The 22,952-nt window shown below is 60.0% G+C and carries 27 protein-coding genes and 4 pseudogenes; 10 read left to right on the plus strand and 21 right to left on the minus strand.

Annotated features, from left to right (window positions below):
* Positions 1–151: 151 nt before the first annotated feature.
* The 4 genes from AC1D06_RS29065 to AC1D06_RS29080 all read right to left on the minus strand — a co-directional run bounded on the left by AC1D06_RS29065 (position 152) and on the right by AC1D06_RS29080 (position 6,231).
* Positions 152–346 carry a hypothetical protein gene (locus AC1D06_RS29065; protein ID WP_477883038.1) on the minus strand — a complete coding sequence of 65 codons (195 nt, stop codon included), beginning with the start codon at positions 344–346 and terminating at the stop codon, positions 152–154.
* 431 nt (positions 347–777) lie between these two features.
* Positions 778–4,041 (minus strand): error-prone DNA polymerase, encoded by a 3,264-nt coding sequence (locus AC1D06_RS29070; RefSeq protein WP_477989353.1) that lies wholly within the window; start codon positions 4,039–4,041, stop codon positions 778–780.
* Entirely contained in the window at positions 4,038–5,555 is a 1,518-nt protein-coding gene (locus AC1D06_RS29075; RefSeq protein WP_477883042.1) for a Y-family DNA polymerase, read from the minus strand. The genes AC1D06_RS29070 and AC1D06_RS29075 overlap by 4 nt, the downstream gene beginning before the upstream one ends.
* Positions 5,470–6,231 (minus strand): ImuA family protein, encoded by a 762-nt coding sequence (locus AC1D06_RS29080; RefSeq protein ID WP_477883044.1) that lies wholly within the window; start codon positions 6,229–6,231, stop codon positions 5,470–5,472. The genes AC1D06_RS29075 and AC1D06_RS29080 overlap by 86 nt, the downstream gene beginning before the upstream one ends.
* 325 nt (positions 6,232–6,556) lie before the next feature.
* On the opposite strand from AC1D06_RS29080, the gene ku (AC1D06_RS29085) reads away from it, so the two are divergent.
* The 3 genes from ku (AC1D06_RS29085) to AC1D06_RS29095 all read left to right on the plus strand — a co-directional run bounded on the left by ku (AC1D06_RS29085) (position 6,557) and on the right by AC1D06_RS29095 (position 9,060).
* Positions 6,557–7,438, plus strand: coding sequence for a non-homologous end joining protein Ku (ku, locus tag AC1D06_RS29085; protein ID WP_477883046.1), 882 nt, complete (start codon positions 6,557–6,559; stop codon positions 7,436–7,438).
* Between the two features lie 12 nt (positions 7,439–7,450).
* Positions 7,451–8,251, plus strand: coding sequence for a non-homologous end joining protein Ku (ku, locus tag AC1D06_RS29090; RefSeq protein WP_477883048.1), 801 nt, complete (start codon positions 7,451–7,453; stop codon positions 8,249–8,251).
* A gap of 542 nt (positions 8,252–8,793) precedes the next feature.
* Entirely contained in the window at positions 8,794–9,060 is a 267-nt protein-coding gene (locus AC1D06_RS29095; protein ID WP_477883050.1) for a hypothetical protein, read from the plus strand.
* 119 nt (positions 9,061–9,179) lie between these two features.
* Here AC1D06_RS29095 and AC1D06_RS29100 read toward each other — a convergent pair whose 3' ends face one another.
* The 4 genes from AC1D06_RS29100 to AC1D06_RS29115 all read right to left on the minus strand — a co-directional run bounded on the left by AC1D06_RS29100 (position 9,180) and on the right by AC1D06_RS29115 (position 10,226).
* Complete coding sequence (locus tag AC1D06_RS29100) at positions 9,180–9,383, minus strand: hypothetical protein (RefSeq protein WP_477883052.1); 204 nt, start codon at positions 9,381–9,383, stop codon at positions 9,180–9,182.
* A gap of 57 nt (positions 9,384–9,440) precedes the next feature.
* Positions 9,441–9,659: a hypothetical protein gene (locus AC1D06_RS29105; protein ID WP_477883054.1), complete on the minus strand. Its 219-nt coding sequence runs from the start codon at positions 9,657–9,659 to the stop codon at positions 9,441–9,443.
* A 210-nt stretch (positions 9,660–9,869) separates the two neighbouring features.
* On the minus strand, positions 9,870–10,025 hold the full coding sequence (locus AC1D06_RS29110; RefSeq protein ID WP_477883056.1) for a S1/P1 nuclease: 156 nt from the start codon (positions 10,023–10,025) through the stop codon (positions 9,870–9,872).
* Between the two features lie 15 nt (positions 10,026–10,040).
* Positions 10,041–10,226, minus strand: coding sequence for an alpha/beta fold hydrolase (locus AC1D06_RS29115; protein WP_477883058.1), 186 nt, complete (start codon positions 10,224–10,226; stop codon positions 10,041–10,043).
* Between the two features lie 96 nt (positions 10,227–10,322).
* On the opposite strand from AC1D06_RS29115, the gene AC1D06_RS29120 reads away from it, so the two are divergent.
* Together AC1D06_RS29120 and AC1D06_RS29125 are read left to right on the plus strand one after the other, a co-directional pair.
* Positions 10,323–10,526, plus strand: coding sequence for a hypothetical protein (locus tag AC1D06_RS29120; RefSeq protein WP_477989355.1), 204 nt, complete (start codon positions 10,323–10,325; stop codon positions 10,524–10,526).
* 66 nt (positions 10,527–10,592) lie between these two features.
* Positions 10,593–10,907, plus strand: coding sequence for a plasmid stabilization protein (locus AC1D06_RS29125; protein WP_477989357.1), 315 nt, complete (start codon positions 10,593–10,595; stop codon positions 10,905–10,907).
* A gap of 181 nt (positions 10,908–11,088) precedes the next feature.
* On the opposite strand, the gene AC1D06_RS29130 is transcribed toward AC1D06_RS29125, so the two are convergent.
* Positions 11,089–11,946, minus strand: a complete 858-nt coding sequence (locus AC1D06_RS29130) for an SDR family oxidoreductase (protein ID WP_477989359.1) — start codon at positions 11,944–11,946, stop codon at positions 11,089–11,091.
* Positions 11,947–11,973: 27 nt separating this feature from the next.
* Complete coding sequence (locus AC1D06_RS29135; protein WP_477989361.1) at positions 11,974–12,378, minus strand: DUF2934 domain-containing protein; 405 nt, start codon at positions 12,376–12,378, stop codon at positions 11,974–11,976.
* A 184-nt stretch (positions 12,379–12,562) separates the two neighbouring features.
* On the opposite strand from AC1D06_RS29135, the gene AC1D06_RS29140 reads away from it, so the two are divergent.
* Entirely contained in the window at positions 12,563–13,030 is a 468-nt protein-coding gene (locus AC1D06_RS29140) for a hemerythrin domain-containing protein (protein WP_477989363.1), read from the plus strand.
* 179 nt (positions 13,031–13,209) lie between these two features.
* A pseudogene (locus AC1D06_RS29145) lies at positions 13,210–14,993 on the plus strand (IS1634 family transposase).
* A gap of 80 nt (positions 14,994–15,073) precedes the next feature.
* On the opposite strand, the gene AC1D06_RS29150 reads toward AC1D06_RS29145, so the two are convergent.
* The 7 genes from AC1D06_RS29150 to AC1D06_RS29180 all read right to left on the minus strand — a co-directional run bounded on the left by AC1D06_RS29150 (position 15,074) and on the right by AC1D06_RS29180 (position 19,292).
* Positions 15,074–15,970 carry a YsnF/AvaK domain-containing protein gene (locus AC1D06_RS29150; protein ID WP_477989365.1) on the minus strand — a complete coding sequence of 299 codons (897 nt, stop codon included), beginning with the start codon at positions 15,968–15,970 and terminating at the stop codon, positions 15,074–15,076.
* Positions 15,967–16,359: a YsnF/AvaK domain-containing protein gene (locus AC1D06_RS29155; protein WP_477884416.1), complete on the minus strand. Its 393-nt coding sequence runs from the start codon at positions 16,357–16,359 to the stop codon at positions 15,967–15,969. The genes AC1D06_RS29150 and AC1D06_RS29155 overlap by 4 nt, the downstream gene beginning before the upstream one ends.
* Before the next feature lie 480 nt (positions 16,360–16,839).
* Positions 16,840–17,433 (minus strand): cysteine hydrolase family protein, encoded by a 594-nt coding sequence (locus AC1D06_RS29160; protein WP_477884414.1) that lies wholly within the window; start codon positions 17,431–17,433, stop codon positions 16,840–16,842.
* Positions 17,434–17,763 (minus strand): hypothetical protein, encoded by a 330-nt coding sequence (locus tag AC1D06_RS29165; protein ID WP_477679382.1) that lies wholly within the window; start codon positions 17,761–17,763, stop codon positions 17,434–17,436.
* A gap of 59 nt (positions 17,764–17,822) precedes the next feature.
* Positions 17,823–18,017: a hypothetical protein gene (locus tag AC1D06_RS29170; protein ID WP_477884412.1), complete on the minus strand. Its 195-nt coding sequence runs from the start codon at positions 18,015–18,017 to the stop codon at positions 17,823–17,825.
* The gene (locus AC1D06_RS29175; protein ID WP_477884410.1) at positions 18,008–19,087 is read right to left on the minus strand and encodes a DNA topoisomerase IB; all 1,080 of its coding nucleotides are present in this window, start codon (positions 19,085–19,087) and stop codon (positions 18,008–18,010) included. Before AC1D06_RS29175 ends, AC1D06_RS29170 begins: the two co-directional genes overlap by 10 nt.
* 4 nt (positions 19,088–19,091) lie before the next feature.
* Complete coding sequence (locus AC1D06_RS29180; protein ID WP_477884408.1) at positions 19,092–19,292, minus strand: hypothetical protein; 201 nt, start codon at positions 19,290–19,292, stop codon at positions 19,092–19,094.
* A 213-nt stretch (positions 19,293–19,505) separates the two neighbouring features.
* Between AC1D06_RS29180 and AC1D06_RS29185 the strand changes: the two are divergent.
* A pseudogene (locus AC1D06_RS29185) lies at positions 19,506–19,694 on the plus strand (hypothetical protein).
* 68 nt (positions 19,695–19,762) lie between these two features.
* On the opposite strand, the pseudogene AC1D06_RS29190 reads toward AC1D06_RS29185, so the two are convergent.
* Both AC1D06_RS29190 and xth read right to left on the minus strand, forming a co-directional pair.
* Positions 19,763–20,233, minus strand: a pseudogene (locus AC1D06_RS29190) (SDR family NAD(P)-dependent oxidoreductase); the annotation flags it as partial.
* 48 nt (positions 20,234–20,281) lie between these two features.
* Positions 20,282–21,059: pseudogene (xth, locus tag AC1D06_RS29195) on the minus strand (exodeoxyribonuclease III).
* A 29-nt stretch (positions 21,060–21,088) separates the two neighbouring features.
* Between xth and AC1D06_RS29200 the strand changes: the two are divergent.
* Positions 21,089–21,376: a hypothetical protein gene (locus AC1D06_RS29200; RefSeq protein ID WP_477989366.1), complete on the plus strand. Its 288-nt coding sequence runs from the start codon at positions 21,089–21,091 to the stop codon at positions 21,374–21,376.
* Between the two features lie 46 nt (positions 21,377–21,422).
* On the opposite strand, the gene AC1D06_RS29205 is transcribed toward AC1D06_RS29200, so the two are convergent.
* Together AC1D06_RS29205 and AC1D06_RS29210 are read right to left on the minus strand one after the other, a co-directional pair.
* Positions 21,423–22,124, minus strand: coding sequence for an IS6 family transposase (locus AC1D06_RS29205; RefSeq protein WP_477989368.1), 702 nt, complete (start codon positions 22,122–22,124; stop codon positions 21,423–21,425).
* Between the two features lie 50 nt (positions 22,125–22,174).
* Positions 22,175–22,549 (minus strand): response regulator, encoded by a 375-nt coding sequence (locus tag AC1D06_RS29210; RefSeq protein WP_477989369.1) that lies wholly within the window; start codon positions 22,547–22,549, stop codon positions 22,175–22,177.
* Positions 22,550–22,701: 152 nt separating this feature from the next.
* Here AC1D06_RS29210 and AC1D06_RS29215 point away from each other — a divergent pair.
* Positions 22,702–22,952, plus strand: a 251-nt coding sequence (locus AC1D06_RS29215) for a transposase (protein WP_477989370.1), incomplete at its 3' end; no start/stop codon positions are given.

Consider the following 22,952-nt stretch of genomic DNA (forward strand, 5'->3'; position numbering starts at 1 on the left):
TTTCGGCGTCGAGCCGGCGGGGCAACGCTGCAAAAGCTTGGGAGCTTCAGCGCGGCCGGGCCTCTGGGCCGCCCGGGAAGCGGACCACGGCACTCCCCTTGGAGCAATCACGATGACAAGCCCAACGCCTCAGGTGTCCTGTCGCGGGCTTTCAGATATCTGAGATATCTGCGGCAAGATCACTCCGTTTTGGCCAGCGATAAGCAAGGCAATCTTCAATCGCGAGGAGCACTTCCTCCCGCCCCCAATCGCCATGCTTTGCGCCTTTGATGATTTCCATCACCTTCACGTCGATGAGATCGCGAAGTTCCGGTATGTTGACAGGGCCGTCATCACGCTTTCCCACAGGCTCAACCGTCGGTCTTCGGTCCGGCAGGTCCTCTGCCCGGGATCGTGCTGGAAGCGGCGGAAACGGGATCGCTCGCCGGGAAGGACGATTCCAGGCCTTCGTCGAGCTGCTCCTCCAGTGTTCCCGTATCCTTTGCCGCGCGGGCACTGCGCCATACTGCAGCACTCCAACAAATCGCAGCGTCTTTTCATCGCCAAATCACCAAAGTGGCGTTAACAGGAAAACTTTGCGACAGGGCCCAATAACCACCAACGCCACCAGAAACACAGCGCAAGAAAGCCAATGGCGAACCACGGCAAGCTGAATGCTGCGAAGGAGGAACGCATTCGAGATCGATATCCCTGTTTGAGTGGCGCGATTTATCGCATCAACTTGAAAGCGAAATGTGAATCGGATCGCTCGAATTGGCGGCGCAAGTTAGAAAAGAATCACTGAAAATTGCGGCTTTTGATGCGCAGGGAGTCGATGTGCAAATCCGGCACCAATATGTCCCGCGCCTGCATCGTCGGTTTCGGTTTATCGCGAGGGTCGAGCGCCGGACTGCCGTTGTGGAACTCGTCGCCCCTGCCGTGCGGCAACCTGAATTCGGCGTCGCGTCCGGAGAGACTGCTCAAATCCGAAGACAGGTCGAAAATCTGTTGCGCAACCAGATGGACCACCTGACCCTCACGCTGAATTCTGCCATTGATCGCAAGCAAGGGCGCGGAGAGAACGATGCTCCGGCGTCGCTCGAATACCTTCGGCCAAACGACGATGTTGGCCACTCCGGTTTCATCCTCGATCGTGATGAACAGGACGCCCTTCGCGGAGCCGGGCCGCTGCCGGACCAACACGAGTCCTGCGGCCATCAACCACCGTCCGTCGCGCGACGACATGGCCTCCCGGCATGTCACTATGTTTCGTGCCGAAAGGTCTCGGCGAAGGAAGGAAATCGGGTGGTCGCGCAGCGTGAGACCAGTGTGGCTATAGTCTTGTACGACCTCGCTGCCGGCTGTCATCGCTTTCAAGGTTACGTCCGGCTCGTCGAGTTCCTGAACTGTTTTGCGCTCGCGTTCGGCGGCGGCCGTCCAGAGTTCGAGCGGTTCGTCGCGCAAAGCTTTGATCGCCCAGAGCGCTTCGCGGCGCTGTAGCCCGAGCGACGGCCGGAACGCGTCCGCTTCCGCGAGCCTGACCAAACTCGCCGCGGGCACACCCGAACGTCGCCAGACGTCATCGACGGACGCAAACGGCTCCTCCCCGCGAGCGACCGCGATCCTCGCGGCGTCCATTTCTGCCAGTCCGGCGACGCGTGAGAATCCGAGGCGGACCGCGTGCCGCGTGGAGTTCGCGATTGGCTCAAGCGTGCAGTCCCATCGCGAGCGGTTGACGCAGACCGGACGCACTTCGACACCGTGCTCGCGGGCGTCGCGAACGATCTGCGCCGGAGCGTAAAAACCCATGGGTTGAGAATTGAGCAAGGCGGCGCAAAAGACATCCGGGAAATGGCATTTGATGTAGGCCGAGGCATAGGCGATGAGCGCGAATGACGCAGCGTGGCTCTCGGGGAAACCATACGACCCAAATCCTTCCAACTGCGAAAACGTCTTCTCGGCGAATTCGCGGCTGTAGCCCTTGTTGACCATCCCTTCGATGAGCGGAGTCTTGAATTTGCTGACGCCGCCGGTGAACTTGAAAGTCGCCATGCTCCGCCGCAGTTGATCCGCCTGGCCTGCCGTGAAGCCGGCGCAGACCATGGCAACCTTCATCGCCGACTCCTGAAACAGCGGCACCCCCAAGGTCTTGCCAAGTACCGCCTTGAGTTCCGGCGTCGGGTAGTCGACCGCCTCGAGGCCCTGCCGCCGGCGTAAATAGGGATGGACCATGTCACCCTGGATCGGACCGGGACGTACGATCGCTACTTGAATGACGAGGTCGTAGAACGTCCTCGGGGCCAGCCGCGGCAACATCGACATCTGCGCCCGGCTCTCGATCTGAAAGGTGCCCAAGGTGTCAGCCCGTCTGATCATTTGGTAGGTCGGCGGGTCTTCCTGCTCGATTTTGGCCAGGTCGAGATCGACGTCCTTGTGCTGCCGGAGCAGGTCGAAAGACTTCGCCATGCATGTCAGCATTCCCAAGGCGAGCACGTCCATCTTCATGAATTTCAGGGCGTCGACGTCATCCTTGTCCCATTCGACGACCTGGCGGTCCCTCATCGCGGCCGGTTCGATCGGGACCAGGTCATCTAACCGGTCCTGGGTCAGGACGAATCCACCGGGATGCTGGCTCAAATGCCGCGGCGCACCGAGCAACTGCTGGGCGAGTTCCAGGGTCAATCGAAGACGTCGATCGGCCAGCGTCAGGTTCGCTTCCTTGACCTGAGCCTCTGTGATGCCCTCCTTGCTCCAACCCCAGACACCAGCCGATAGCTGGCGGATCATGTCCTCGGGCAGGCCCAGAGCTTTGCCGACGTCACGCAGCGCGCCCTTGGCTCGGTACCTTGCGACTGCCGAGCAAAGCGCTGCCCTGTGGCGGCCATAGGTGTCATAAATCCATTGGATGACCTCCTCGCGCCGCTCATGCTCGAAGTCCACGTCTATGTCAGGCGGCTCATTCCGCTCCTGGCTGACGAAACGCTCGAAAAGGAGATCATTGGTCTCGGGGTCAATCGAGGTGATGCCGAGCACATAGCAAACGGCGGAGTTTGCCGCCGATCCCCGGCCTTGGCACAGGATGCCCCGCGAGCGGGCGAACCTGACGATCGAAAACACCGTCAGGAAGTACGGGGCGTATTTCATTGTCTCGATCAACGACAACTCGTGGCGGATCGTCTTTTCGACATGGGCGGGCAGCCCTTCCGGATATCTCGTGGCAACGCCCTGCCAGGTGAACCGCTCCAGCGACTGCTGCGCAGTCAGGCCCGGTACGATGGCTTCTTCGGGGTATTGGTATTCCAGTTCGCCCATGTCGAAGCGGCACCGATCAACGACCTCGCGCGTCCGCTCAAGGGCCTCTGGATAAGCGTTGAACAGACGCCACATCTCTTCCGGGGTCTTCAAATATCGGTCGGCATGGCGTTCGCGCCTGAAACCCAGGTTGTCGATCGTGCATCCGTTGCGGATGCAGGTCACAACATCCTGAAGCTGGCGACGCCCTGGATCATGGAAAAGGACATCGTTTGTCACGACGGTCTTCACGGCCAGGCTGTTTGCCATTTTCGAAAGATGATGAAGGCGGACCCGGTCGTTTGGGCGACGTCGCAATGTGAGCGCAAGATAGCACCTGTTTCCGAACAGCCGGGCGACCTTCCGAAGCCTTACGACGCATTCCTCATCCGCCTCCTCCGGGACGAAGACTCCGATCAGGCCCTCCTGATAGAGTGCGACGTCGTCCAGTCCCAGAATGCAGTTCCCCTTGCCGCCGCGTCCCTTCCCAAGCGAAAGAAGTCGGCAGAGCCGTGAATAGGCTGGCCGATCAGTCGGGTAGACAAGAAGTGAGAAGCCGTCCGCCAGGTCCAGCCTGCAGCCGACGACCAGCCGCACGCCCGTCGTCTTCGCCGCCTCCCATGCGCGGACGATGCCAGCAAGGCTGTTGCGATCGACTACGCCGAGGGCATCGATGCGGAGGGCTTCCGCCGTCGCGAACAGTTCCTCGGCGGAGCTGGCACCCCTCAGGAACGAGAAGTGCGTCGTGACCTGGAGTTCGGCGTATCTCATCCGAATATCCCGTGTACGAACCATTTACGGGACCCGGTCGCGCCGTCGACGCCGTCGCCGGAGCGGAAAATCCAGAGCCGCTCGCCTCTGTCGTCTTCAACGATGTAGTAGTCGCGGACAGCGTCGTATTCGCGGTCGCGTCGCCACCACTCTCCGAAGATGCGCTCCGGGCCGTCAGCGACGCGAACGTGCCTGCGCTTTCCGCGCCAGGTTATCGCGACCGGCGGATGGTCCGGAAGCAACGCCAAGACCTCGATCTCTTCCGGCTTCGCCAGCAATCGCGCGGGTCTCGGCCATCCGATTGGCCAGTCTGCTCCCGTTTCCTCGGCGAGCGGCGGCAGGACCTGAACCGACCGCTCGGGAACATCGCTTGGAAATGGAGCGAGGCGGTAGAGGCGCTGGCCGCGGTTGCCCAGGACGTCAACCAGGGGACCGATTTCCGGCTGCGACTCATCGATGAGATCGGTGGCTTCTTGTGTCTCCCATAGTGGCTCCGCAACGATAGCAGCAAGGCTCAATCGTTCGATCCCAAACCCTGGATCGATGCGTTCTATGCGGTCGCACAGCAGTTTAATGAGCCACGGCTGGTCACGGACTGGCCTGGCCGTGCCGATCCTGAGCGATTGCACGCTGTTGTCGACACGCGTCGCAAGCAGATCGGCGCGTTTGACGCCGAGGGCCTTCGTCTCGAGGACAAGGCATAGCTGCCGAACGAGGCGACGGACATACTTGGCGATCGTCTCTGCCGCTCCGATCGGTTCCGCGAATGAATGGTGCACTTCCACGATCTCAGGCGGCCGAATGGGCTCGATCGGCTCCGCCGTTCGGCCGAACATCTGGTCCAATCGCCTGCCGGGTTCCGGACCGAAGCGCAGAGCCAAATTTGCCCGCGGCAGCGCCGCCAGTTCCGCGACTGTGTCTATTCCAAGAACGCGCAGCGTGTTGACCGTCTGCTGATCGAGCCGAAGGGAGGCGACTGACAGGCGAACCACGGCGTCTTTTACACACCCCGAGGGCACTACCGTCGTCTCTTCCGACGATGCGCGAGCGATCGCGTGGGAAGCGCCCCAGGTGTCCGAGACGGCGGCCCTTGCCGACAATCCTCGGCCACGCAGGCGATTGACGATCTCCGACAGCATGAGGTGTTCACCGCCGCGGAGATGATCGGCACCCTCGGTGTCCATCACCAAACCGTCGATCCCGTCGGTCGTGACGATCGGAGTGTAATTCCTGAGCAGCCAAAGCGCCAGGCGATCGAGGCTAAGTCTGTCTTCCTCCGGGTCGTCGTCTATCATCACGACATTCGCCGCCAATGCTTGCGCCTTGCTCGCCGCCATTCCCGGCCTCACGCCCAAAGCACGCGCGATGCCGTCTGCGGCGCGGACGAGGCGTCGTGACCCTATTCTCTCGATCACCACGACGGGGCGGTCAGCGGGAAGCACGTCCGGTGACATGACGCGCCTGATCCTGTCGATCGAGAGATTCGGAAAATAGATCGAGACGACCCTTGCCATCGCATGCTCCGACGCGGAATTCGCAACTTTCGCCCGCGCGCACTCTCAACAATTCGACTAACCAGCGCGGTCGCCCCACACCCGGCGCTGGCAATGGCTCGGAGGGCAGGACGCTGACGCGCCACCGTGTCGTTGACGCCGTCGGTTGCCCGTAATCGGAAGCTTCGTTCTGCCGACGCCAGCGTCGCAAAGCGATGCCCATTGAGCCAGCCTTTTCCGCGGCAAGGTGCAGACGCCGCGACACGGGCATCGGCAACCGGACAATTTCGGCGACGACCACGCCGAGGCCTCCGTGCCGAAGGCCCTCTTCGAAGGACGCGAGCACGTCCTCTTCGCGGCCTGCCTCGCAATAGATCACCCTCTCCGGGTGCAGTCCCGCCTGCGCTACGGCCGGGGCGAAGAGGTCCGGCCTTGAAAGACACCACAACACCTTGCCTTTCGTCCGCGCAGCGATCCCGGCGGCGAAGAGCGCCGCGGCCGCGCCATCGACGGTCCCCGCACCTCCGCCGGCGACTTCATGGATCGCCCCGTATGCAAGTCCACCGCCGGGCAACCTGTCGTCAATCCCGCTCACACCGAATGGCAACGCCGCCGCCGGCCGTGCTCCTGCGCCCTCGAGCCGAGCGATCTGCTCGCGGAGGCTCTCCACGATGCGGGATGTACGGGCGTGCACCATCGTTCACGGGACCTCCTGGGTTCGTGTGGGGGTCGACGTCATGTCGGCGTAGGAGTGTCTTTGTTCGTGTTCTGTTCCCTAAACATTAGAGAGTCAAGAGCGATAAGCAGGAATAAAATCCCACGTCGTCTGAGCGCGCTCCAATCGTAATGGCTTTCGTGCCATGGATTCGAAGCCGAATCAAAAACTTGTGGGGAATCGCGATGGTAGTGCTAACGCGCTGGCTAAGGCACTGAAAAAGATTCGTTTTTCGAATCGGAACGATTCGCGAAGTGATTCGCTTGACTCGGATGAGTTGAGAGTCGGCAGCGACGGAGTTGGCAAAATGCGGGCACAATGGAAGGGCTTCCTCAGTTTCGGCGGCGTCGCATGCCCGGTCGCCCTCTACACCGCCGTCTCGACGTCCGAGCGCATCGCGTTTTCGACGATCAACCGGTCCACGGGAAACCGCGTCAAGCGCGAATATGTAGACCTCGAAACCGGAAGGCCGGTTCCGAAGGAAGATCAGATCAAGGGTTACGAGATCGACGATGGGCGGTTCATCACGCTGACGCCGGAAGAGGTCGCCTCGGCAGTGCCGGCGGGGGAAAAGACGCTGAAAGTCGAGGCATTCATCGACTGTACGAGCATTGACGACGTTTATTTCGACAAGCCTTACTTCCTGGCTCCTTCCGACCGTACGGCACTCGACGCCTATATGGCGATCCGTGACGGATTGAAGGCGGCGAAAGCGGCAGCGATCGCCAAGGCGGTGCTGTTCCGAAGGGCGAGGACATTGCTCATCAGGGCACATGACCGAGGTCTTATCGCGACGACGCTCAACTATGACTACGAGGTCAGATCGGCGAAGGCCGCTTTTGCGGCCGTGCCCGATCTGACGATCCAGGGCGAGATGCTCGACTTGGCGCAACACATCATAACGACGAAATCGGGTACGTTCGATCCGCGTGAGTTCCACGATCGCTATGAATCGGCCTTAGCCGAACTCGTCAGGGCGAAAATCGAGGGTAAGAGCGTGCCGAAGCGCAAGGCTCCGGTCGCCTCCCGGCCCAGCGATCTACTCGAAGCGCTTCGCCAGAGCGCGGGCGTCGCCGCTCCATCGAAGAGGTCAAGGACGGCAGCCAACGCAAACGCGGGACCTCGGCGTACCAAGCCAGCTGGAAAGGCGACGTCCTCCACCGAGACCACCCGTCGCAAGGCGAGCTAAGGAGGCCCGACAATGCGACCCTATTGGCGAGGATATCTCAAACTGTCGTTGGTTACTTGTCCGATAGAATTGTCCCCCGCGACGTCGGAAAGCGAGAAGGTACGCTTTCATACTGTCAACAAGGTGACTGGAAACCGCATTGCCAGCCGCTATGTCGATGCGGTGACCGAGCAACCAGTCGACGAAGACGACGAGGTCAAGGGCTACGAGCGCGGCGAAAACGAATACGTTCTCCTGGAGGACGACGAGCTTGACAACATTGCGCTGGAGAGCGCGCGCACCGTCGATATCGATAAGTTCGTGCCCGCAGACTCAATCGGCTGGATATGGATGGATACCCCCTACTATGTCACGCCCTCCGACCCGGTGGGCGAAGAGGCGTTCGCGGTCATTCGTGATGCGATGCGCCGAAGCGGTATGGTCGGGGTGTCACGCCTGGTCATTGGCCGCCGCGAACGTGCCTGCATCATCGAACCAAGAGACAAGGGACTGGTGCTGTGGACCCTGCGCTTCGGGGACGAGGTCCGCGACGACAAGGAGTATTACGCTGCGGTTCCCGAAGGAGACGCCGACCCTGCCCTCGCCCCGTTGGTGGCGCAGCTGATCAAGGCGCAGAAGAACACGTGGACCCCGGACATGGTCACAGACCCCGTTCAGGAGCGGCTTCTGCAATTGATCTCCGAGAAAAAGAAAGCTTTGCAGCCCAAACGGAGCGCCAAGAAGAAGGAGGCGGAGCCACCGCCTCCGAACAAGGTCGTCAATATCATGGATGCGCTGCGGAAGAGCATCGAGAGGGAACGGAAGGCGGGGTAGCGGACGTGGGCCACTCGCCATCCACCAACTTGCAACTTGAAGGTATTCGATCGCATCCCCCTCTACCCGCTTGACGAACATGGCTCGATCCTATGCCATGCTAAATCGTCCAACAATCTTGCATATACTGGAATTGCTGTTGCCAAGCTCGGGCAAATCAGATTCATGTCTGCATAACGCGGCGGACTCGAAGTAGAACATCGGCAGTTTACGATCATCGAGGCGTTTACCCGGCAAGCCACGGCACGTGGCAAGCCGGATTTTCTTTGCTATATTACGATATATTTTGGAGTCGGAAGGCGACTGCCGGACGGATTCTAATCGCGTTCAGCCGCGCTTGTTTTTCAAGGCCRCGTCAATTCCCACCGATGCCGAACACTACATCCGCTGAAGCCGTCGAACTTCTATCGACAGCTACCCTGAGCCTCGACGTTGTTAGCCATTTCAGCCCCGCACCGAAAAGTTTATGCCGCAGTGCGGCAAGCAGCGGGAACGTCCCCACTTTGGAACCGTTCCTTTCAGCCATGAACAAAGGAGTCGACATGGAAAACGAACCAACCATCGGACAGCCCATACCGACCGCCGTCCTGACGCCGACAGAAATCATCACCCCGCCCGAGCCCATGCGTGACACCCCGCCTATGGATGCACGGGCGCAGCCGGTATCTAATGCCTCAATGCCGCCTTTAGACATATTTACAGAGCTGATGTTCGCTCCAGTCGCCTTTTGGGCGTCGCTTGCTGTATCGTACTTCGAGCTTTTCGGCGCGACCGCGTCGGCGCGGGAGGTTTCTCAGCCGAGCTTGTGATCCCATCATCAGAGAAGGGCGTCGGCGCGTCGATAGCGACTTCGTGGCGGCGCTCACCGTGGTTGAGACGTACCGGCTTGCTCTCGCGAGGCTGGTTCACTTTACCGCCGTGGCCCGCTTCATGCCTCCTCACTTCGGGGATCATCTGCAGGATCAGGGTCTTCTTCATATGCCTGGCGCTGGCGGCTGCAAACGCATTCGAGTGCGTCAAGGATTTCCGCGGTGCCCCACCCGCGTTCCTGCAGATGCATCATCACCTTCAAGATATGCTCGTCCAGCGCCTGCACAAGTACGGCGGCGGGTTCTACAGCGCTTATGGCCATGGTGTCACTTCCTTCGAGGAAACTGCAACGCCTAAAGTATAGCCGCCTTGCCTATTCTTACTGTAAAGTGGACAAATCATCCAGTTTAGCAAGAAGCCGGACAGCTTCAGGACGATCGGGCTCCCAGAACTTGACGAGTATGCTCCCGCCGGGAGACGTCGAAATGCTGAAAGCTTCTCTATGTAAACCTATCTCCAGCAGCTTAGCTTCCAGCGAGGCGATATCAGGAATTCCAGGAGTCAAGCTGGCGACGCAAATATACTCGGTTCCAAACATTAGCTTCTCCATAAGCAACTGCATATATAATGCAGCTTACTCACAGAGGTTCAATTAGGCTTAAAGTAGACCGTATCCACTATGTGTTGAGAACGCGGCTGAGAATAAACCGAGGACTGAATTTGGCTTTTCAGAGATTGGAAATAAGCGTGACGCAACGAGATCTTTTGGCACGCGAGCTAATCTTGAGACATGACCGCGCCGCGGTCATCAAGGCAAAGCGCAGGCCGGAGCGGTCCCCAGCCATCTATTCAACACCGCCGCTAACCGCAATCCCGCCCTCCCTAACTGCTCGTCGACCACCGGGAGTGCCTTGTTGTAATAGGCGTCGTCCAGCGTAGCGCCGTTCGAAATCCCGGCGGCCATGTCCCAGAGCTGCCATCAGTTCAACCATGGCCCGCGCCTTGGCACGTTTCGAAGACTCCGCATGGTCCGCGGTGTCGGCCGGGAGGATTTTCCGAATCCGGGAAGGTCGGGGCAGATCACCTGATAGGACGGCGCGAGCCGTTCGGCGACTTGCCGAAGGTTCCGAAAATCGTGATGCCGAGAACGGTCGAATTTTTGCACACCTTGAGGGTTCCGATGCGCCCCCCAGCGTGGCCTGCCGGGAACAAGGGGCGCGATCGGCGGTTTCCCTGGAACAGACGAAGGAAGGAGATCATTATGGCTCTAAACACTCCAAAGGACGGCGCACCAGGTACCACGGAGCAGTCGCCCCGGTGGGAAGGACCCCAGGCAAACACCCCGCGTGGTTACATGCCCGCCGAGGACGATCCGAATGTCGACCGGGATGCCGCTGGCGAAAACTTGCAGGACCCGCGTAAACGCAACGTCTCCGACGCGATGAAGACGCGCGGCGACAAATGAACCTTACGGGCCACACGGCCCGCTTTCACAGTTCGAATCGTGGAAAATTGCATTAGGAGAAATCCCATGCCCCGCGGTGACAAATCATCCTATACCGACAAGCAGAAGCGCCAGGCCGAACGTATCGAGGAGGGCTACGAGGATCGTGGCGTGTCCGAGAAGGAAGCCGAGCGCCGCGCCTGGGCGACCGTCAACGCCGAGACGCATGGCGGCAAGAAATCCGGCTCCGGCCGCGGCAAGTCAGAAAATCATGCACCCTCACGGAAGGGCGGTCATCTCGGCGGGGAAGCTTCGGCCAACCGGCCCAAGCCCGAACGTTCGGCTTCGGCGAAGAAGGCTGCCGAACCCCGCAAACGCAACGAACACCACGCGTCTCACTGATCAGACCAACGGCTCCAAGCTCCCTCGGTGTCCCTCATAGCAAGACAGGTGCCGGTGACAGCCGTTCGATGGAAGATGCAGCGCGATGGGGCGTCGCGGGATCGTGTTTCTCAGTGATGAGCTGCGCATGGGTCCGATCCACCGCGCCGAGTTCTTCCAATTCCTCGGACAGCGCTGAACCTCAGAGGATCGGCTTGCCGCCCGTGACTGCGATGACAGCGCCCGATACGTAACTGGACAATGGGTCCGCAAGCATCACGTAGGCCGTGGCCAGCTCGGCGGGTTGGCCGGGGCGCTTCATCGGGTAGTTGCTGCCGAATTTGCTGACCGTGTCAGCAGGCATGGTCGCGGGAATGAGCGGCGTCCAGATCGGTCCGGGGGCAACCGAGTTCACGCGAATTTCCTTTTTCGCAAGCATTTGCGCCAACCCCGCCGTAAAGTTTGCAATCGCCCCCTTGGTCGTGGCATAGGCGAGCAGCGTCGGATTGGGGGCATCGGAATTGATCGACGCGGTGTTGATGATCGAAGCCCCCGCCTTCATGTGCGGCACGGCGGCCTTCACCAGGAAGAACATCGCGTGGATGTTGACCTTGAAGGTCAGCTCCCACTCGTCGTCGTCGATGTCTTCGAGTTCTTGAAAAGTCGCCTGATGGGCGGCGTTGTTGACGAGGATGTCGATCCGGCCGAACTCGGCGACCGCCTTGGCGACGACGTCGCGGCAATGGGCAGCCTCCTTGAGATCGCCCGGTACGAGTACGGCTTTGCGACCTGCTTCTTCGACGAGACGCTTGGTCTCGTTGGCATCCTCATGCTCGTCGAGATAGGAAATCAGGACATCCGCGCTCTCGCGGGCGTAGGCGAGTGCGACCGCCCGGCCGATGCCGCTGTCAGCTCCGGTGATGATCGCCTTCATCTCCATGAGGCGACCGGAGCCTTTGTAGGACTTCTCCCCGTGATCGGGCACCGGGTCCATCTTCTTCGTCTCGCCCGGCATCGGCTGCTGTTGCTCGGGAAATGGCGGTTTGGGATATTTAGTCATGGTCGTTCCCCGCGTGTCATCGCCGAATTATCGAGTGTCTCCGCTGATCGAAGGAAGCAGGGATTCCACTTCCTTGCGCCGCACGTCCGGAAGAGAAGCGACGTTGCGCTCCCAGTAATCGGCAGCATCGGGCGGCTCGTTCTCCCACACCCGCGTCGAAATCTGGTTGTCGTCGGCTGCTGCCTTCCGTACACCGCCAAGGGCCAGATACCGCTTCACGAGCGTCGAAGCCTCGGTGGCCGCGGGATCGATCCCGGAGATGGACACGGCGAATTGCGGATCGACAGTCGCCCCCGGCTCCTGTTCGGTCGCACTGGCCAGCCCCAGCTCGGCCAGCGCACGATGCCAATGCGATTCATGTTGTCCATGCGGCCGCCCTTCTTCCTCCCAAATCGCGTAGGCCCGATCGCGGATGCGCTCATCGTCGTCCATGTTTTTCTCCTGGTTGCTTCTCGTCCACCGAATGGAATGCCCAGGGCGCTCCGACGGTTCTCCTGAACCGAACCCTTGTCCGACATCTTCGTTCCGCCGTTTCGTCGTGGCGCACTCGTCGACCATCGCAAGGTCTGCGAAGGCTTTGTGCCGCAGGATCGTGTTTTGCCTATCGGAGCACCTGATGATCGCCGGGTACGTCGCGCAATGGACACGCCACCTGAGAGACCTGCATCGCCTATGCGATTTTCTCGACGAATTCGCGGCTCGCTTGCCCCGATTGGAGCTGTCCGAGTGCGAGGAGGCGATACGGCTGCTCCACATAACGTTGTCTTCAGCTCACACCTACGAGGCGACCACGCTGTTCCCGGGTCTAGTCACGATGTCGTCGCAAGTGACGAGCGTGCTCTCGACATTCCGCGCCCATCATCGCGAGGATCGTGACGAAGCTCTTCGGATCGCGACGTTGATCATGGATGCGACGAGCCAAGACGACGGCAGCGCTGGGCGGGACCTTGGCATATGCCTGCCTCTCTTCGTGCGCGCGTTGCGACGCAACGTGCAGTTCGAGGAAGCGATCTGCAGGGCGCTCTTCGCGTCCACGAAGTCGGCGGCCGAGAGTCCCGATGCTCCCCGCCGCCTTGCTTCTTGATATCAGTTCACCAACCCTAGCCCATCTTTCACGATTCGCGGCTGATTTGAGCGATTTTCGGCTATTTCAGAGCAAAAAACCGAATTGAATCAAAGGCCTGCTTGCGCGAACGGGCTGTAGTGTAGACCTACTGCCTTTTCGCGTTGCGGCGACGCAGATAGATTGTCGCGCATTATGTTTTGCGCGAGAACCGACGCTTCAAAGACGGCAAGCAACACCGCTACTGGAACATCGTCGAGAACCGGCGCTGTGCCGGCGGCAAGGTGGTGCAGCGACAGGTGCTTTATCTCGGCGAGATCAATGATAGTCAACTCGCTGACTGGAGCCGTGCGATCGAGGCTTTTGACGAGGATGCCCAGCGTTACAGACAGCTTTCGTTATTTCCCGCCGACAGGACGCTTCCACAAGGCGCGGCAGGCTATGGCGTGCAAGTGCGGCTCGATGCAATGCAGTTGCATCGGCCGCGGCAATGGGGCGCCTGTTGGCTGGCAAGTCATCTCTATGAGGAGTTGCAGCTCGATGTGTTCTGGTCACCTCGTCTGCCCACCTCCCGGAAGGGACGAGACTGGCAGAAGATCCTGCAGACGCTGGTGTGTTATCGCCTGATCTGATCCTGGCAGCGAGTGGCGGTTGCATCGGCAATGGTTCGAGCAAAGCGCGATGGCGGATCTGCTCGGAGCAGACTTTGCGTTGGTGGCGAAGAACGGTCTCTATGGTTGCCTGGACAAGATCCTGCCCCACAAGCAAGACCTGTTTTCGGGATTGCGGCAACGCTGGCAGGATCTGTTTGGCGCGCGCTTTGACGTGCTGCTCTATGATCTGACCAGCACTTATTTTGAATCGCCGCCGCCCGACGATGAGCACGATAAGCGCCGCTATGGCTATAGCCGCGACAAGCGCTCCGATTGCGTTCAAGTCACCATCGCGCTGGTCGTGACGCCCGATGGCTTTCCGCTCGCCTACGAAGTGCTCCCCGGCAACACCGCCGACGCGACGACATTGCACAGTTTCTTGCAGAAGATCGAAGCGCAATACGGCAAAGCCGAGCGCATCTGGGTGATGGATCGCGGCATTCCCACCGAAGCCGTGCTGGCCGAGATGCGCCAGGCCGATCCGCCGGTCTATTATCTGGTCGGCACGCCCAAGGGGCGGCTCACCAAGCTGGAGCAAGCACTGCTGGACAAGCCCTGGAAGACTGTGCGCCAGGGTGTCGACGTCAAGCTTCTGGCGCAAGAGCAAGAGACCTATGTCTTCGCCCAGAGCCATGCGCGCATTCACAAAGAACGTGCCATGCGTCAGCGCAAGGCTGCGATGGCTCTGCATGCGCCTGACGCAAATCGCCGCCATGACGCTGACGCGCAAGGAGCTGCTGATGCGCCTTGGCGCCGCACGCGCCAACGCGCCCGCGGCATGGCGGCTGCTCGATATCGATATCCCCGACAGCGGTATCGCCTTCACATTCAAGCTCAATCGCAGCAAGCTGCGCAAGGCGCGCCGGCGCGAGGGACGCTATCTGCTGCGCACCAACCTCAATGGCCGCGATCCCGCCGACCTATGGCAGTTTTATATCCAACTCACCGAGATCGAAGCTGCCTTCAAGAACCTCAAGGATGATCTGCAATTGCGGCCGATCTATCATCAATGCGAACAGCGCATCGAGGCGCACATCTTCGTCGCATTCATGGCCTATTGCCTACACGTCACGCTGCGCGCCCGTCTCAAGCCGCTCGCGCCCGGCCTGACCCCGCGCGCAGTCCTCGATAAGATGGCAACCATCCAGATGCTCGATGTTCACTTTCCGACAACCGACGGCCGCACCCTGATCCTGACCCGGCACACCGAGCCCGATGCAGACCAGAAACTCTTGCTCAGCCAGCTCAAACTTGAATTGCCGCCTCAGCCGCCGCCGCGCATCACCGCATCAACCCCACAGATAATCCGCCACCCAGCAACCACCCTGTAGTGGAGACTTTCGGGGGATGAACATTGATTCTACTCACTTTTTTTCGCGAACCGGGAAAGATGGGCTAGGAGGTCGCCAACTCATTTCTTCCAGTCTTGCGTCTGACCAGCCTGGCGCTGGCCCTGCGAATTCTGCATCTGGCCACCACGGTTGTCCTCAACCTCAACCTTCGTGTGCCGGACGCTGTCATCGACGGTCTCGGTGCGCTGGCCTTCGGTCTTCTTCAGGATTACTTCTTCCTTGACGCGCGCGTCCTTCGAGACGACCGCTTCCTCGCGATGTTCCTCGGCCTCGATCGTCCGGTCCTGGAAAGCGGCGTCCGCATCGGTCAGTGGACGGTCGACGCTGCGACGCTCTACCGCCACGTTTTCATCGCGCAAGGTAACGGTCTCGCTGACAGGCGTCTCGACGACATAGGAGCGAACGCGAACGTTGCCTGAGTTAACGTCACGCTTGCCGACGCGAAGCTGTTCTTCGACGACCGGAATGACGTTTCCGTCACCCGAACGATCCGAAGCGAACGCGTCTTCAGTCATCCGGGCCGCCTGCTTGGCGGACGTAGAAAGCGGCGCGCTGGTCGAGTCGGCGGTGTATTTGTCCGCGGTCCAGCCTTCGGCGCGCCAGGAATCGGCCCACTCGTCAACATCGATCGTGCCGTCGTCGTCGAGGATGTCGACGGCCTTGTCATGCTGGGCTTCCGTGACGGCGTCCACCGTTACAAGATAGCCGCCGCGGCGCAGGCCCTCGGCGTAGACCGCGCGGTCCTCGTCGGGGAAAAAGAAGTCGCCGAGCGACGCCCAGAAGCCGCGGCCTGCCTCAACATCGGTGGCGGCGACGTTGTCTGATTCCGCGCCGGGCACCAGACGCACGTTGCTTTCGGCGATGCCCGCCGCGATCAGGTCGCGCGTGGCTTCCTCGGCGTCGGAACGGTCCCGGAAAAACGCGGTCAGGGTCCGCTGGTTCTGTGCTTCCATCATTGTTCTTCTCCTTGGTCGGGGGTAGTTTTAATTCTCTCAATCGTCGCGACCTGCTTGCGCAACGTGACGGGCATCTCGACATGCTCGGTGCTCTTCGCACGCGTGAGGCGGATTTCTTCTTTGAGTACAAGGCGTTTTTCGATCACCAGAGCCTCTTCGAGGACAGGGATGACCGTCGTGTTTCCTTCCTCGCGGACACCCGGCGCTACGGAAACTTCTCTATCGATGGGTACGCGTTCTACAGTTACATCCATCCGTTCTAGATCGGCTGCCGCCAAGGAGTCGACGTCATGTGTCGCAGTGGTGACCGTCACTTTTCCCGAAGTCTTATCGCGTTTGTTGACGGACAGTTTTTCCTCGACTATCGGGACGTGAACTGGCTCGTTCATGGATTGATCCTTCGAATATCAACGATGCTCGACTCGATGGGTTCCGGCATCACTTTCCTTGCGCCAACGCAGCGCGACGCAATCGTCAATCGCGAGCAAAACCTCGTCGCGCGCCCACCCACCGTCTCGTGCGCAGGCAATTATCTCGCCCACCCTCTGGTCGATCAGGTCGCGAAGGTCGGGGACCCGTGTTGGGGCGTCCTGGGTGCTGTTCACTACTGAACTCCATCTTGAGATGCTCGGCGAGAGCCGCGGTCCCAGCGACAAAGCGACGCCAAGGACGGCCGAACACCGCGCGTGCCGCCCGAAATTGTCTCCTGGGTCAATGATAATCTCGCTCTCGAAGACGCTTGGCAGGTCAATGCGGGCAAGTGACCTTGGTTCCCCGTGCGGAACCGTACAGAGGTGGTTTTCCAAACGGCGTCGATGACTTTCGCCGTCGTTGGGGGGATGAACGGTAGTGAAGTGCAGGATCATGCGTCAAAGGCGGGATTTCGCCACGGAAAGAAACGACCCTGTTGTCACTAATTCGAGCTGGACGGAGAAGCGGTCCCCCAGCAGCTTTAGAGAGGCGTCATGCGTCTCGTCCGCCCCACTACACACCGCGTCCTCAAGCAGGATCATTCGGTATCCGAGGTCGATGCCGCCCAGCACCGCGGCGAGGACACACACATCCGTCTCGCCACCGGAGACCACCAGTGTCGAAACTCCTTCCTGGGCAAGGGCGGAGTATAGACGTCCGTCGATCCAGGGCGAGTATGTCCGCTTGTCAAAAACTGTTGCAGGCGGCACAAAACACGCCAGTTCGGGCACGAGGTCGACAAGCTCCGGATGCAGATGCTCCATCGTCATGGCCGACCATTTCAGATAGTAGTCCCGCCACGTTCCGCGAAGTTGTTCGGCCCTCTCAGGCGGCACGAAGCGTGTGAAGATCGTGCGCTCCGGATAACGTCTGGAGACTTCCACCACCTGATCGGAGACGCGGTCCATCCACGGAACTCTCCACGGCGTCTCTTCGGCGAACATGCGCTGCATGTCGACGCATAGATGTCGCCACTCGCCGAGACCATCCATTCAGCGACCCGACCGTCCCCAAAGGTAACCGACCAGGGCAGCGATCCCGACGGATAGGAAGACGTTCTGCTTCAGCCTTTCCTCAGCGGCGGTTGCCAGTTCTTTGAATTCCGCCGACGCGATCCGTGTCGTGCCCGAGGCGATTTGCTGGACCGACTCGCGGAGCCGTTCCAATTCGTTCTTAAGCGCGGCAATTTGCTCTTTCTGGTCAGGAAGAGTGGATTCGGCGTCGCGCTCGGTGTTCTTCTGCGCGATCACGTCGTCGGCTTTCGACGTGGCCACTCCGTCTGGGTTGGTCCAAATGCCTGATTGTGTTGTATCGTCTGTCATACGTCCTTCTCCTTAACTGCGCCACCGGCCGCTGGCTGGACCCGTGTCGGCTCAATGCATCAGGCCTTGGGCTTGCCCTTGGAATTGACGGCTTCGTTCGCGAACAGGGTCAGCGCTTCCTCGGTCTTGGTCTCGTCGACCAATATGCGTGAACAACGATCGATGACGGGTGAAGCTGTGCCAGCCTCCATCGCCTTGTTCGAAGATGCTCCACTGGCGGGCGGCATGGCATCGACGCGGGACATCAACCGCATGAGCTGAGCCACTTGAAGACGCAGATTTCGTCTTCGTCGAGCCAGTCGAGCAACCGCATGCTCCGCGTTTTTCCCATTTTAACGAGGTGGGCCAACGTGCCCGCCTCGAAATCTTCAAATACCCTCGGGTGGATGTAGGATGTCCGGCAGACGGACCGCGTGTTCACAAGCTTGGCCGCGACACTGTCGACGACAGCGTTGATCTGGCGTGCCCGTTCTCTCTGGCTCGCACCGGCCTCGACCGCGGCTAGACCGAAGGCGGCCATGCAGGTCGCGCCCCAGGTCCGGAATTGCCTCGAACTGAAGTCGCCGCCAGCGGCGTCGCGAATATAGTCGTTGACGTCCTGCGAAGTCAGCTGGTGAGGACGTCTGTCATCATCGAGATATTGGAAGAGATTCTGCCCAGGCAGTTCCTGAATGCGTTGGATCACACCCGCCAGCCGGCGGTCGCTGTGGGATACGCGCCATTCCTTGCCGGACTTACCCTTGAACCGGAAATGCACGACGGAGCCTTCGATCTTGACGTGCCGGTTGCGCAGGGTCGTCAATCCGAAGCTGCCGTTGGCGGCGGCGTAAGTCTGGTTTCCGACCCGGATGTAGAGATTGTCCAGTAGGTGGACGACCGTGGCCAAAGCCTTTTCGAAACTGGGCTTGCGGAGACGTAAGTCGCGGTCCACCCGCTCTCTGATCTCGGGCAGCCGATCGGCGAATTGGGAAAGCTTTTCGAACTTTGCCTTCCCGCGCTCGGCAGACCAGTCGGGATGGTACCGATACTGCCGTCGGCCTCGAGCATCGACGCCGATGGCCTGAAGATGGGACATCGGGTTTGAGGAGATAACGACGTCCGTATAAGCTGGCGGAATGGCCAGTTTGGCAAACCGACCGAGTTCGGCGGGATCAGTTACGCGGTTACCTCCCGCATCATAATAAAGGAAGCCATGCTTGCCCTGCCTGCGGGTAATGCCGCCTTCGAGCGACGAAGCATAAATTAGACCCGAACCTTCCGTCACCGCGTCGGGAAGGCTCTTGCTGACCGTCAGGCCTTCTGTGCCAAGCTCTATGTGTTGCATCGGGTCAGTCGCGCTTATTGGTCTGCGTCCGAATGTCGAAACCGGGATTCGGCGAGGGTTTCTTCTCGTGATCATGCATGGTGGCGTCGTCGTCGCCCGTGACCTTTGTGGGAATGGCGTTCGCGACGCCATCGCTTTTGGGGTCTGCCTGCGAGTCAGCGAACTGCCCTCGGGCATCTTTTTCTACGGTTTGTTTGGTGGCCATGATTGCTGCATCTCCATGAGCCGTAAACTTGCCGCGCGGCCTCTGGTTCCAGCGCAAGCCTCCGTCGCTCCTGAAATACTGAACCGATTTTGCCGTCGGATCGGCTCCGTACCAAAGCGTCGATTTTTGGAACAACCGAGTGGATGTGGAGTTGGCCCCTGAGGCCTGCGGAAGCGGCCTCCCGCATTTACGCAATATCCAAGGAGAATTTTCATGGCAAACAAAGGTGGAAGCCACGAGCAGCACGTGAAGGCTGGTCAGCAGAGCCACAAGAACGGCGACACGTCGGACCGCAATGCGTCGGCGTAGAGCAATCGGGACGACCGCTCGCAAGCCTCGCGTAGCGGCAGCTATGACCAGCAGTCGAAGGCGGGGCAGCAGAGCCACAAGAACAGCCATTAACCGCTGTTACGCTATAGGTGGAAAAGCCCGCGATTCCGCGGGCTTATCAACGTCTGCCGGACGATGCCTTAATTCTTGGCTGATCCCGGCTCCGCCATTTTCCTGTGCTGTTCAGCAAGCATCTCCGCAGGCATAACGTGGGCTGGAGTTTGTTCTTCCAGCCGCCGACGACATCGCCTCCCCCATCCATCATCGCGTCGAAACCAATCCTGGCAATCGGCCGGGTCGTCCTTTTCCTGAGACCCGACTTTGGTGTCGAGCATGTCGGCGCGCTCGAAGAAGCGGGTGTCGGTCGCCCGGGCATCAGGCAGGTCAAGTCACGCCCGAGTCCATGAGTTCCTTGCGAAGCGCGAAGGAGAAGCTGTTCAGGAACGCCTTCGTGCCGATATAGACGGCTTGGAACGTGCCCGGCATGAAGCCAGCGATGGACCCTCTGATCAGGATTCAGCCACGGCGCTGGACGCGCTACCGACAGAGTGGACGAGTTCAATCGTCCCGGTCACGTTGATGTCGATCACGGGTCGAACATTTCCAAGGTCCTAGTCGAGGAAGCCCTTCCGATGGGTCTTGCTTCTACCACCTTGCCCTCACTCCGCCTTGATTTCGATCCAGACGGGAGCGTGATCGCTCGTGTGTTCCCATCCGCGCACGTGTTTGTCGACGCCCGCCCCGGTGAGGCTGCTGGCAATGGCGGGACTGAGGGAGGAAGTGATCGATGCGCAGCCCCGCGTCCCTGGCGAACGCATTGCGGAAATAGTCCCAAAACGTATAGATGCGTCGGTCGCCGATCAGCTTTCGCACGGCGTCAGTCCAACCTTGTTCTACCAGCTGCCGAAAAGAGTCGCGCACTTCCTCCCTGAACAACGCGTCGTCTACCCACCGTTCCGGCTTGTAGACGTCTATCTCGGTGGGCATGACGTTGTAGTCGCCCGCCAAAATCACGGGCACATCAAGATCGAGCAGCTCCTGCGCATATTTTTTCAGGCGTTCGAACCAGGCGAGCTTGTAGTCGAATTTCGGTCCCGGCCACGGATTTCCGTTGGGCAGATATAGACAACCCACGAGGATGCCGCGGATCGCCGCTTCGATGTATCGGCTATGGACATCGTCAGGATCGCCTGGCAGGCCCTTTCGTGTCTGATGAGGTTGTTCGCCCTTCGCGGGGATCGCGACGCCGTTCCAGCCTTTCTGACCATGCCAGATCGCACCGTAGCCTGCAGTCTCGATATCCTTGACGGGGAATCTAATGTCGGGCGCTTTGAGCTCCTGCAGGCAAACCACGTCGGGGGACGCCTCGGCGAGCCACCGCAACAGCACCTCTAGGCGGCCGCTCACGCCGTTGACGTTGTAAGTGGCAATCTTCAACTCGCGGACTCTTTTGAGCGAAAATTCAGATGCACGTCCGGGAGGCCGGCGTCTTCATGATGTGGACATTTCCAACGTTGAGGGGCGGTTTCCATCGTCGTCACGTCTGCTCCGAGTTCGATGGCCCGCTGCCGGGTATCGTCGTCGTGGCAACCGAAATCGGGTCACTGGCGGGAAACGACGACGCCAGCCCTTCGTCGAGCTGGTCGTCGAGCGTTTCCGACTTCTTGGCTTCACGCTCGTCGCGAAGTGAAACGGCGGCGGGACTTTTCCCGTCGGCGGTCGCTATCGTCGGATCAGGCGAACCGGCATCGTAAACTTAATGGGCGAGAGGCAATGGGAGCCCGCTTGCGTCACGACGGTTCACATCCGCGCGATTCTCGCCCAGAGGTTCATCGCCTCTGAACGCAGTTCRCRATGATGGCTGGATGRGATGTCGTGGCGGGGGATGTAAAACAGATTGGCGATCGGATCATGGATTGAGACGAAGCGCTGCAAATGGCGCTGCGACTTGAACCGTTTCATGATCCGTTCCCGTCGCCGGAATGGCTGATGGGAATTCTCCGCCCGATTATTCAAGCCCTTATGCGAACGGTGTTCGACAGTTGGCATGATCTCGCGCTTTGCAGAATTGTAGGATCGAAGCTTGTCAGTGATCATCACTCTCGGCGCCCGCCCTTGGCTCTTCAACAGCTTGCGCATCACGCGCTTGGCCGCCTTGGCATTGCGGCGGCTTTGCACAAGAACCTCCAGGACGAAACCGTCCTGATCGACGGCGCGCCAGAGCCAGTGCTTCTTGCCGCCGATCGAAACGACGGCTTCGTCGAGGTGCCACTTGTCGCCCAGCCGGCCGGCTGAGCGGCGGCGGATCTCGCTGGCGAAGGCGCGGCCGAATTTCTCTGCCCACAACCGGAACGTCTGATGCGAGACAATAATCCCTCGTGCGGCCAGCATGTCCTCGACCATCCGCAAACTGAGAGGAAAGCGGAAATAGAGCCACACAGCATGCGCGATGATCTCAGCGGGAAAGCGATGGCGGCGGTACAGCGGATCACGATTTGTCATGGCCCATGATCGCACATCGAATTCCAAATTCCGTTAAGTTGACGATGCCCTCACGTGTTCTCGCGACAGGCGAGGCCACGTATCGCCTCGATCATCTCTTCGTCGGAATAAGGCTTCCCTAGCACGATGTTGTTGCCGAGTTTGTCGGCACCATCCACGCGGCGGTCGCCGGTGGCGAAGACGATCGGCGCTGACGGCCACTGTTTCCGGGCCTTGAGCGCCAACTCGAAGCCGGACATGTCGGGAAGACCGATGTCGGTGACGAGGACGTTGATAGACCCAGACAGTTGTCGCAATGCCTCCGCCGCCGATCCGGCCTCCATAGTCGATATCCCGGCGTCCTCCAGCATTTCAACCGTAACCATCAGGATGAGCGGCTCGTCTTCGCAGATGAGCACCCGGATTCGGTCGCCATCGTCCGACATTTCGTAAGCCTCCTCTTCGTCGCCTGACAACCGTCTAAGCCTCGGTCCAGGGCGACGCAACAGCGACGCTCTAAGAGCCCGATTTAAAAGTAGTTGAGCGATAACAGCAGGTTGTGATTCCCTTTTGGTGCTAAATCAAAATGGGGTTTCCGATGACCTGGACTGCTATCGCTCGGCGTGAGCATAACCGAGACGCGCTTCGTTTTCCAAGTGATTTGACGGACCGGGAATGGGCGYTAATCGAACCATTGATCCCACCGGCCAAGCGTGGCGGTCGCTGCCGAACGACGAAGATGCGCTCGGTCGTGGAGGCGATCCTCTATATCGCATCAAGCGGTTGCTCATGGCGGATGCTGCCGGGTGATTTCCCTCCGGTGTCGACGGTGCGCGGCTATTTCTATGC

This window comes from Rhizobium sp. P2_G2 (assembly GCF_056403555.1).

What these genes read in the sequence shown, in the direction of transcription:
- AC1D06_RS29070 (WP_477989353.1), bottom strand. Translation starts at nt 4,041, where the DNA reads ATGAGATACGCCGAACTCCAGGTCACGACGCACTTCTCGTTCCTGAGG.
- AC1D06_RS29130 (WP_477989359.1), bottom strand. Translation starts at nt 11,946, where the DNA reads ATGACTAAATATCCCAAACCGCCATTTCCCGAGCAACAGCAGCCGATG.
- AC1D06_RS29170 (WP_477884412.1), bottom strand. Translation starts at nt 18,017, where the DNA reads ATGCGGTTGATGTCCCGCGTCGATGCCATGCCGCCCGCCAGTGGAGCA.
- AC1D06_RS29120 (WP_477989355.1), top strand. Translation starts at nt 10,323, where the DNA reads ATGGCTCTAAACACTCCAAAGGACGGCGCACCAGGTACCACGGAGCAG.
- AC1D06_RS29150 (WP_477989365.1), bottom strand. Translation starts at nt 15,970, where the DNA reads ATGATGGAAGCACAGAACCAGCGGACCCTGACCGCGTTTTTCCGGGAC.
- AC1D06_RS29080 (WP_477883044.1), bottom strand. Translation starts at nt 6,231, where the DNA reads ATGGTGCACGCCCGTACATCCCGCATCGTGGAGAGCCTCCGCGAGCAG.
- AC1D06_RS29200 (WP_477989366.1), top strand. Translation starts at nt 21,089, where the DNA reads ATGCACGTCCGGGAGGCCGGCGTCTTCATGATGTGGACATTTCCAACG.
- AC1D06_RS29105 (WP_477883054.1), bottom strand. Translation starts at nt 9,659, where the DNA reads ATGTTTGGAACCGAGTATATTTGCGTCGCCAGCTTGACTCCTGGAATT.
- AC1D06_RS29125 (WP_477989357.1), top strand. Translation starts at nt 10,593, where the DNA reads ATGCCCCGCGGTGACAAATCATCCTATACCGACAAGCAGAAGCGCCAG.
- ku (WP_477883046.1), top strand. Translation starts at nt 6,557, where the DNA reads ATGCGGGCACAATGGAAGGGCTTCCTCAGTTTCGGCGGCGTCGCATGC.
- AC1D06_RS29160 (WP_477884414.1), bottom strand. Translation starts at nt 17,433, where the DNA reads ATGGATGGTCTCGGCGAGTGGCGACATCTATGCGTCGACATGCAGCGC.
- AC1D06_RS29140 (WP_477989363.1), top strand. Translation starts at nt 12,563, where the DNA reads ATGATCGCCGGGTACGTCGCGCAATGGACACGCCACCTGAGAGACCTG.
- ku (WP_477883048.1), top strand. Translation starts at nt 7,451, where the DNA reads ATGCGACCCTATTGGCGAGGATATCTCAAACTGTCGTTGGTTACTTGT.
- AC1D06_RS29180 (WP_477884408.1), bottom strand. Translation starts at nt 19,292, where the DNA reads ATGGCCACCAAACAAACCGTAGAAAAAGATGCCCGAGGGCAGTTCGCT.
- AC1D06_RS29210 (WP_477989369.1), bottom strand. Translation starts at nt 22,549, where the DNA reads ATGTCGGACGATGGCGACCGAATCCGGGTGCTCATCTGCGAAGACGAG.
- AC1D06_RS29100 (WP_477883052.1), bottom strand. Translation starts at nt 9,383, where the DNA reads ATGGCCATAAGCGCTGTAGAACCCGCCGCCGTACTTGTGCAGGCGCTG.
- AC1D06_RS29110 (WP_477883056.1), bottom strand. Translation starts at nt 10,025, where the DNA reads ATGGCCGCCGGGATTTCGAACGGCGCTACGCTGGACGACGCCTATTAC.
- AC1D06_RS29155 (WP_477884416.1), bottom strand. Translation starts at nt 16,359, where the DNA reads ATGAACGAGCCAGTTCACGTCCCGATAGTCGAGGAAAAACTGTCCGTC.
- AC1D06_RS29075 (WP_477883042.1), bottom strand. Translation starts at nt 5,555, where the DNA reads ATGGCAAGGGTCGTCTCGATCTATTTTCCGAATCTCTCGATCGACAGG.
- AC1D06_RS29135 (WP_477989361.1), bottom strand. Translation starts at nt 12,378, where the DNA reads ATGGACGACGATGAGCGCATCCGCGATCGGGCCTACGCGATTTGGGAG.
- AC1D06_RS29165 (WP_477679382.1), bottom strand. Translation starts at nt 17,763, where the DNA reads ATGACAGACGATACAACACAATCAGGCATTTGGACCAACCCAGACGGA.
- AC1D06_RS29095 (WP_477883050.1), top strand. Translation starts at nt 8,794, where the DNA reads ATGGAAAACGAACCAACCATCGGACAGCCCATACCGACCGCCGTCCTG.
- AC1D06_RS29175 (WP_477884410.1), bottom strand. Translation starts at nt 19,087, where the DNA reads ATGCAACACATAGAGCTTGGCACAGAAGGCCTGACGGTCAGCAAGAGC.